General features: G+C 62.0%; 6 protein-coding genes. 3 read left to right on the top strand and 3 right to left on the bottom strand.

Going from position 1 to position 7,721, the window contains the following annotated elements; all coding sequences use genetic code 11:
• Positions 1-29 precede the first annotated feature (29 nt).
• The 3 genes from IEX50_RS12200 to IEX50_RS17740 all read right to left on the bottom strand — a co-directional run bounded on the left by IEX50_RS12200 (position 30) and on the right by IEX50_RS17740 (position 2,000).
• The gene (locus IEX50_RS12200; protein WP_188699477.1) at positions 30-623 is read right to left on the bottom strand and encodes a hypothetical protein; all 594 of its coding nucleotides are present in this window, start codon (positions 621-623) and stop codon (positions 30-32) included.
• Positions 616-843, bottom strand: a complete 228-nt coding sequence (locus IEX50_RS17800; protein ID WP_157176166.1) for a recombinase zinc beta ribbon domain-containing protein — start codon at positions 841-843, stop codon at positions 616-618. Before IEX50_RS17800 ends, IEX50_RS12200 begins: the two co-directional genes overlap by 8 nt.
• A 527-nt stretch (positions 844-1,370) precedes the next feature.
• Positions 1,371-2,000, bottom strand: a complete 630-nt coding sequence (locus tag IEX50_RS17740; protein WP_157176165.1) for a TetR/AcrR family transcriptional regulator — start codon at positions 1,998-2,000, stop codon at positions 1,371-1,373.
• Between the two features lie 94 nt (positions 2,001-2,094).
• On the opposite strand from IEX50_RS17740, the gene IEX50_RS12185 reads away from it, so the two are divergent.
• The 3 genes from IEX50_RS12185 (at position 2,095) to IEX50_RS12175 (ending at position 7,697) form a co-directional block, all read left to right on the top strand.
• Positions 2,095-2,856, top strand: a complete 762-nt coding sequence (locus IEX50_RS12185) for a class I SAM-dependent methyltransferase (protein ID WP_157176164.1) — start codon at positions 2,095-2,097, stop codon at positions 2,854-2,856.
• Complete coding sequence (locus IEX50_RS12180; RefSeq protein ID WP_157176163.1) at positions 2,853-3,746, top strand: NmrA family NAD(P)-binding protein; 894 nt, start codon at positions 2,853-2,855, stop codon at positions 3,744-3,746. The genes IEX50_RS12185 and IEX50_RS12180 overlap by 4 nt, the downstream gene beginning before the upstream one ends.
• Positions 3,747-4,829: 1,083 nt before the next feature.
• Entirely contained in the window at positions 4,830-7,697 is a 2,868-nt protein-coding gene (locus IEX50_RS12175) for a PAS domain S-box protein (protein WP_184075206.1), read from the top strand.
• The last annotated feature ends 24 nt before the right edge of the window (positions 7,698-7,721 follow it).

Here is a 7,721-nt window from a genome sequence, read left to right as displayed (position 1 = left end):
GGGTGGAGCAGCCCGGTAGCTCGTCAGGCTCATAACCTGAAGGTCACAGGTTCAAATCCTGTCCCCGCAACCAACGATCTCACAACTCCCTCAGGCCGTCCGGCTTGAGGGAGTTTTCGTTTGTCCGTTTTGGATTGGGTCGACGCCGCGAACTCCAACATCGTGTACAGGTCACCGTGGAGCTGCATTGGGCGACGCTTCCCGCCGCGTGCGTCGCCGGCGTGAACCACAACCTTCCGGACCGGCACACGAATGGCCTCACGTCCAGCGACGTCACCAGCTGACGCAAGATGATGGTTGGGGTCGGTGATGGCTAATCGGTAAAGCGATTCGTAGTTAGCTGGCAGGCGGAACGTTATCGATTCAGGTGTCATCGTGAGCGCAGCTGCCAACGTATCCTTATTCTGTTCGAGCGCCTTTAGACGCTGAACTAGCAAACGCGGCATGTCGTTGTCGTCCTCGATACGACGAACGAGCTTCGTCATTCTGGCCTGCGCCTCAGCGAGAGAAGCTTTCATTCGCGAGCGATCGATGTTGCTAGAGTTATGCGCGACCTCAAGTTCGCGTTGTAATTCTACGGCGAAGCGGTTGATCAGGTCCGGCGTTAGCAGCCCGTCACGCACGCCGGCGAGTGCGCGATTTTTCAAGCTCTTGGGTAGTGATCGAACTGGTCGCACACGAGCCGTTACGGTGGCTCTTACAGCGCCAGCGTCCACCACCTGTTGCAAGGAACGGTGCACCACAGACTATACATTCGACCAAACCGGAAAAGAAGACGGGACAGCCGCTTGGCTCCTGCCAGCGGATTGGAACTAATCTCGAAATGAGCGTCGCGTGCCGCACGGGCCGCGGACTGTCGCGTCTTTACCTGATCCCAGACTAACTGATTGATGATACGCAATTCAGGCGTATCGCGGAAGATCCACTCGGCTTCCGGGTTGACGCGGGGCTAACGCGTAAAGCCGCGCGTGGCGTTCGACACCTCAACCGAGGTCCGGCGGTTTAAGATGCGACGACCGATGTAAATTTGGTTGTTGATGATCCCCTCGCCGAACGTGATGCTGCCTAACAGGGTTGAGGGTTCCAGACACCGCCGTTATACTTGTCGGTCTGCCGGGCGCGCGGTGACGTAATACCATTGGCATTGAAAAATGAGCTGCATGGTGCGCTCGTCGTCGAGTTTGCGGGCGATGCCGTCGATCCATCCGTAACAAAGTTAGCTCGTCGAGCAAGTCGAGCCGTCGATGAACTTGCTTGGCACGTTCTTTTTGAACCTGATAAGCCATACGCCTTCGTCGCGCGCATGGTTGGCAGAAAGCCCCTGGCGAACCTCGTCGAGGCTCGTCTCCTGCTCAACCGCTCGGTCGGTATCACGGTGCGGTCCGCGCGAATGCGCGCATGAACACCGCGATGCCGTAGTCGACCCGCTCGGCGATAGCGGCCTCGGCAGTCCCGGTGTCGATCCCAAGCGATAGCTGCAAGTTGCTGGCCCCCTGCCACAGGCCGAACAGCGCCTCGGCTGCCCTCGACGGGTCGTCGATCGCGAGCCGATCGCCCGCGCCCATAAGGATCGCCGACAATCGCTCGATGGTCCGTGCGGGACCTATGCGGTAGAAGGTCTGCGCGACGTCGGGGTGGCGTCGCAGTTCGCCCGCCAGCACATTGTAGAAATCAATTGCCGGCCCCGTGGCGAGGTATGACATGATCCCGACGCCGAACATGTGAAGCGTGCCCTCAAGGTCATCGGCCGCACCAACCGCTTCGTCGATCTGCATTGCTTCGATCGCGCGCATCTCGCGCAACACCGCTTCCTCGAACAGCGCGTGCTTGTCGGTGAAGTGTTTATAGACCGTCATCTTCGACACGTTCGCGCGCGCCGCGATTGCCTCGATCGATACCGCGCCGACACCACGCTCGAGGAACAGCGCCCACCCCGCGTCGAGGATTGCGCTACCCTTGGCCTCGTCCTTCGGCCGCCCTGGTCCGCGCTTGATCGTCATTACCCTCGACACCTGCCTACGTCTTGACCATCCAGCCCGCGCTCAAATACTATACGGAACCGTCCATGATTCGTCACAACCCAGGATAGCGGGAATGACGCAGCAAACCACGCCTGCCGCGCGCGCCCATTATGGTTTCGATGCCCCTGGCATCATGCTCGGCCTGTCGCTCGGGGGCGGGGCGGGTGTCCTGATCGGTTGCATGATCATCGCACTCGCATCCGGCGCATGGAGCTACGCCGGTATCGCGATCGCGGTCCTCGGCGCGGTGCCGCTGTTCTTTGGACTGCTGATGGTCATCTACGCCTTCGTCGGCAAGTCTCGCACACGCGAGCGCATCCTAGACCTTGCCAACTTGCGCGGCAGTGAAACCGTTCTCGACATCGGCACTGGCGCTGGGCTGCTACTGGTCGGTTCGGCGAAGCGGACGCCGCGCGGCAAGGTCGTCGGCATCGATCTATGGGCCTCGAAAGACCTCTCCAACAATGCCGCCGCGACCACCATGCGGAACGTGGCCGTGGAAGGCGTTGCCGATCGCGTCGAAGTCCTGACCGGCGACGCGCGAGAGCTGACGTTCCCCGATGCGAGCTTTGATCGAGCCGTGTCGTTGCTTTGCATCCACAATATCGAGGACAAGGTCGATCGTGCGCGCGCCTGTCGCGAGATCGCTCGTGTCCTGAAACCAGGCGGGCGGGTCGTGATCGGCGACTATGTGCCGACCCACGCCTACGCGGCGGCATTCGCCGACGCCGGCCTGACGGTCGTGCAATCCAAGCCCGCATTCGGCGTGGCGCTCTCGCTCATGTGGCTGCTTGTCGCCGACAAACCTCTCACTCCCACGAAAGGGCTCTCATGATTACCGTCACCACGCCCAACGGTCGCGTCGGCTCGATCGTCCTCGAACGGTTGCTCGAACGCCGCGAACAGGTCCGCGCCGTTTCTCACAGTCCCTACAAGCTGGCTCCCTCGGTTCACGAGCGATGCGAGGTGATCACCGGTTCGCTCGATGACGCGGATACGCTCAAGCGCGGATTCGAGGGTGCCGATGCCATCTTCTGGTGCATCCCGCAGAGCAGCGAAGGCAATCGCTGGGACGATGCGCACGAATATCATCAGCGGTTCGCCAGCGCCGCCGCGACTGCTCTCCAAGGGTCGCCTGCGCGTGTAGTCGCGGCCTCCGCGGGACGGCATGGCTATGACGATCATGGCATTGTCGCAGCATTCGCTGCGGTCGAAGATACGCTCAATGCCTCGGGCGCGACCGTGCGGCACCTGCGATCGGCCTTCTTCATGGAAAATCTCCTCGAAGCGTTGCCTACGCTTGCCGCTCCGGGTGCGGTGTTTTTCAATGGTCCTGGCGACGTCCCGCTGCCGATGGTGTGTGTTGCCGATGTTGCCCATAAGGCTGTCGATTTGATCGTCGATCGCTCGTGGAAGGGTCAAGGTCACGTCGCCGTCCACGGTCCCGCCCATGTCTCATTCGATGAGATGGCGAGCGTCCTCACCGACGTACTGGCGACGCCGATCCGCTATATCCAGGTTCCCGACCAGGTGCTGATCGACAACATGACGCGGGTCGGGCTGCCGGAAGGCTTTGCCAGCGCATTCGCTCGCCTCCTTACCAAGGACGCGCTCCATGCCTACGACATTGAGCAGCGCACGCGCGAAACGACCACGCCGACCACGCTGCGCGATTGGGCTGGCCAGACGCTGCTCCCTGCCTTCAAGGCTTTTACCGCACGGTAAAAGCGGGATGTGGCGCTCGGTGAAAGGAGGACCCATCAGGTGTCACAACCGAACGGTTTTGACACCGCGCACATCGTCAGTCTTTTTCCGGTTTAGGGAGCAATACGAGTTTTGGGAAAGCCGACGCTTTCCCATTGAACGATCGTTTTCGGGAAAGCCAACGGCATGTTGGCCGTGATCCAGTGCCCGACTCCACCCTGCAATCAATATGAATGAACGGCCGAAAGTGAGCAGCCTAGTGGTATGCAACGCGGCGACACTTCGGCGTTGATCAAGAGGCGACCCGGGCCCGTTCGGCTGCGGCGAACCTAGAAGTTCACATGCTCATGAACGACGAGATTGAGATCGCTGGTATTCGACCGCCTGCGCCGTTTCCTGTTCGGCAAGCTGGACTGTACGCCGTTTGCTCCAGATGCTCCTCTCTTCGACGAATTATAAGCTCTCTAGCAGAGGGTGATCTTGCCGAGGCACTGATAGCGAGGGCAAGGCCCGCCTGTAACATGGGATACGAAATGCGGTCATGGGAGAGCGTCCGCGGTCGGGTATCCTTTGCCGTCGCGTGCAGATCAGACGGACCGCGACGGGCTAAGACTTTGATGAAGAATATGTCAGCGGCTTCGGCATGCCCATCGACGCGAAGTGCGAGTTGGACGCTGTCCGCGTAGCGTTGCACCGGGCAGGCGGACGATGTTGCCGACGGACAGGCAGGAGCGCTGCGGGAATGTCCAGGCTTCGTGAAGCGATCGAAGATAGAAATCGTGCGATCTCCGTCATGGGAGCACAAGCGTGATGGCGCGGGAACGCGGGCAACTGTTACGCGTGAATTGATCCAACCTGCGCTCGACAAAGTCATCGGCATGCTGCCGGCCGACCTCGCCAAGGCCGAGAGATCAAGCCTGACTTCGAATGCTCCGTCTGCTCGTCGTTAGGGCACGACGACCGATCACGGCCCGCGGATGTCCGCGCTCGTCGACACGAATTGCAAAGGGATATAGAATAATATCCGCTTGCAAACGAAACCGATAGCCTCGCTGAAAAGGCCGCAATATGCTTTTCGGGTAGAGGCAACGGAACGGTATCGGAATGAACGAGCGCGAAGCGGATCGACTTGCCGCTCTGGCGCGCTACGCGGTGCTGGATACCCCGCGGGAGCAATCCTTCGACGAACTGGCAGGGCTGACGGCGCGGCTGTGCGACGCACCGATCGCAGTCATCAATCTGATCGGAGAGGGGCGTCAGTTCTTTAAGGCGGAGGTCGGCCTCGGCGTGCGTGAAACGCCGCTGGAAAGTTCGTTCTGTGCCAAGGCGCTGCTGGAGGATGATTTCCTGCTCGTTCCGGACACGACGCGGGATGCCCGGTTCGTGCGCAATCCCTTGGTGACCGGGGAGCCGCATATCCGATCCTACGCAGGGGCACTGCTGAAGACAGACGACGGCCTGCCGATCGGCACGCTTTGCGTCCTGGACTACCGGCCGCGCGAATGGACGATCCTGCAACAGGATACGCTGCGTGTCCTAGCGCGGCAGGTCATGGCGCAGCTGGATCTGCGCCGTGCGATCCACGAGCGAGATCGTCGGCATCAGGTGGCTTTGGCGAACGAGGAGCAGCTCAGGCTCGCGCGGATCGACCTTGTCGACAGCGAGGCGCGCTTCCGCAACATGGCGGATCATGCGCCCGTCATGATGTGGGTCACCGATCAGGAGGGCAACTGCACCTATCTCAACCGGCGTTGGTACGAGTTCACGAGCCAGACGGTCGAGGAAGCGGACGGCATGGGCTGGCTCGATGTCGTGCATCCCGACGACAAGGCCATGGCAGCTCGCGCTTTTCTCGACGCCAACGCTCGGCACGAACCGTTCCGGCTCGAATATCGTTTACGTCGTGCGGACGGTGTCCACTGTTGGGCAATCGCTGCCGCGGCGCCGCGGTTCGGTTCGGGGGGAGAGTATCTAGGCTATATCGGCTCAGTGATCGACATCGCGGACCGGCGGGCGGCCGAGGACGCGGTCCGGGACGCAAACACGCTGCTTGCGGCCGTGATGGATGCCGTGCCGGGCGTGGTCTATGCCAAGGACTGTCGCGGCCGGATCATCGCCGCCAACCGCGGGACGTCGGAACTCGTCGGCAAAGCCCTGAGCGAGATCATCGGCCGAACCGACCGGGAATTTCTCGACGATCCTGCCGAAGCGGCGACCGTCATGGCGAACGACGCCCGCGTCATGGCCGACAACAGCACGCAAGTCGTGGAAGAATCCGTCACCCTGCCGGACGGTACCGGCGCCACCTGGCTTTCGACCAAGTCGCCGTTCCGCGACAAGGACGGCCGGGTGATCGGGCTGGTCGGATCGTCGATTGATATCAGCGGCCGCAAGCAGGCGGAGGAGGCACTGCGACGGCTGAACGAGACACTGGAAGAGGAGGTCACAGAGCGCACGGCCGAGCGCGATCGGATCTGGCAGACGTCGCCCGACCTCATGCTCGTCATCGATTTCGGCGGGGTGTTCAGACGCGTCAATCCGGCGTGGACGACGATGCTGGGTTACGATCCGGAGGAGCTTGTCGGGCGCCATGTCAACGATTTCGTTGTGCCCGAAGACCATGACGAGACGGTCGATGCCTATGAACTGGCCGCGCACGGGGGGCGTCCGACGATCGTCAATCGCTATCGGCACAAGGATGGATCGACACGGTGGCTATCTTGGGTCGCGGCGCCGGCGGGCGACATGACCTATGCGACGGGTCGCGACATCACGGCCGAACGGGAGCAGGCGATCGCCCTGCGCCAGACCGAGGACCAGCTGCGCCAGGCGCAGAAGATGGAAGCCGTCGGCCAGCTGACCGGCGGGCTAGCGCATGACTTCAACAATCTGCTGACCGGCATGATGGGCAATCTGGAACTGCTGCAGCTCCGCGTCGCGCGGGGTAGGCTCGACGACCTCGACCGGTTCATCAATGCAGCTCAGGGGGCGGGCCGCCGTGCCGCTTCCCTGACGCAGCGGCTGCTGGCATTCTCGCGTCGCCAGACGCTTGATCCGAAGCCGACCGACGTCAACAGATTGATCGTCGGCCTGGAAGAAATGCTTCACCGAACCGTCGGTGCAACGACGACGATCGAAATCGTCGGCGCGGTCGGCCTTTGGACGGCCGATATCGACGGGCCGCAGCTTGAGAATGCCGTCCTCAACCTCTGCATCAACGGACGGGATGCGATGCCGGACGGCGGCAGGCTGACGATCGAGACCGCGAACAAGTGGATCGACGATCACACGGGTCGGGAACGCGGCCTGACGCCGGGGCAGTATATCTCGATCTGCGTGACGGATACGGGGACCGGCATGACGCCCGAGGTTGTCCAGCGTGCTTTCGAACCCTTCTATACGACGAAACCGATCGGTCAGGGCACGGGGCTCGGGCTCTCGATGATCTACGGCTTCGCACGACAATCGGGTGGGCAGGTGCGCATCTATTCCGAGATAGGGCAGGGGACGACCGTCTGCGTCTACCTGCCACGTCATCACGGCGATGCGCTCGAACAGCAGGAAGAAAGGGCACGTGGCCCTGCCGGCAGCGGCAACGCGCAGACGGTGCTTGTCGTCGATGACGAAGCAACGATCCGCCACCTGATCGACGAGGTCCTGGACGACCTGGGCTATACCGTCATCGGCGCGGCCGACGGTGCGGCAGGGATCAAGGTGCTCCAGTCCGGTGCCAAGATCGAACTGCTCATCACCGACGTCGGCTTGCCGAACGGGATCAACGGCCGGCAGGTCGCAGATGCGGCCCGTGCCTTGCGGCCCGGCCTGAAGGTCCTATTCATCACCGGGTTCGCGGAGAACGCCGCTGTCGGCAACGGCCATCTGGAGCCCGGCATGGAACTGCTCACCAAGCCGTTCACGCTCGAAGCGCTGTCGATGAAGGTCGCCGAGATGCTGCGCGCCCCCGGCTTATAGGCATGTTATCGAGCACGATCGAGG

Origin of the sequence: Sphingomonas prati, from assembly GCF_014643515.1 — a bacterium.
In the GTDB taxonomy this organism is placed as follows: domain Bacteria; phylum Pseudomonadota; class Alphaproteobacteria; order Sphingomonadales; family Sphingomonadaceae; genus Sphingomonas_R; species Sphingomonas_R prati.
Note: the sequence above shows the minus strand (reverse complement) of the source record. Positions and strands in the feature narration are given on the sequence as shown.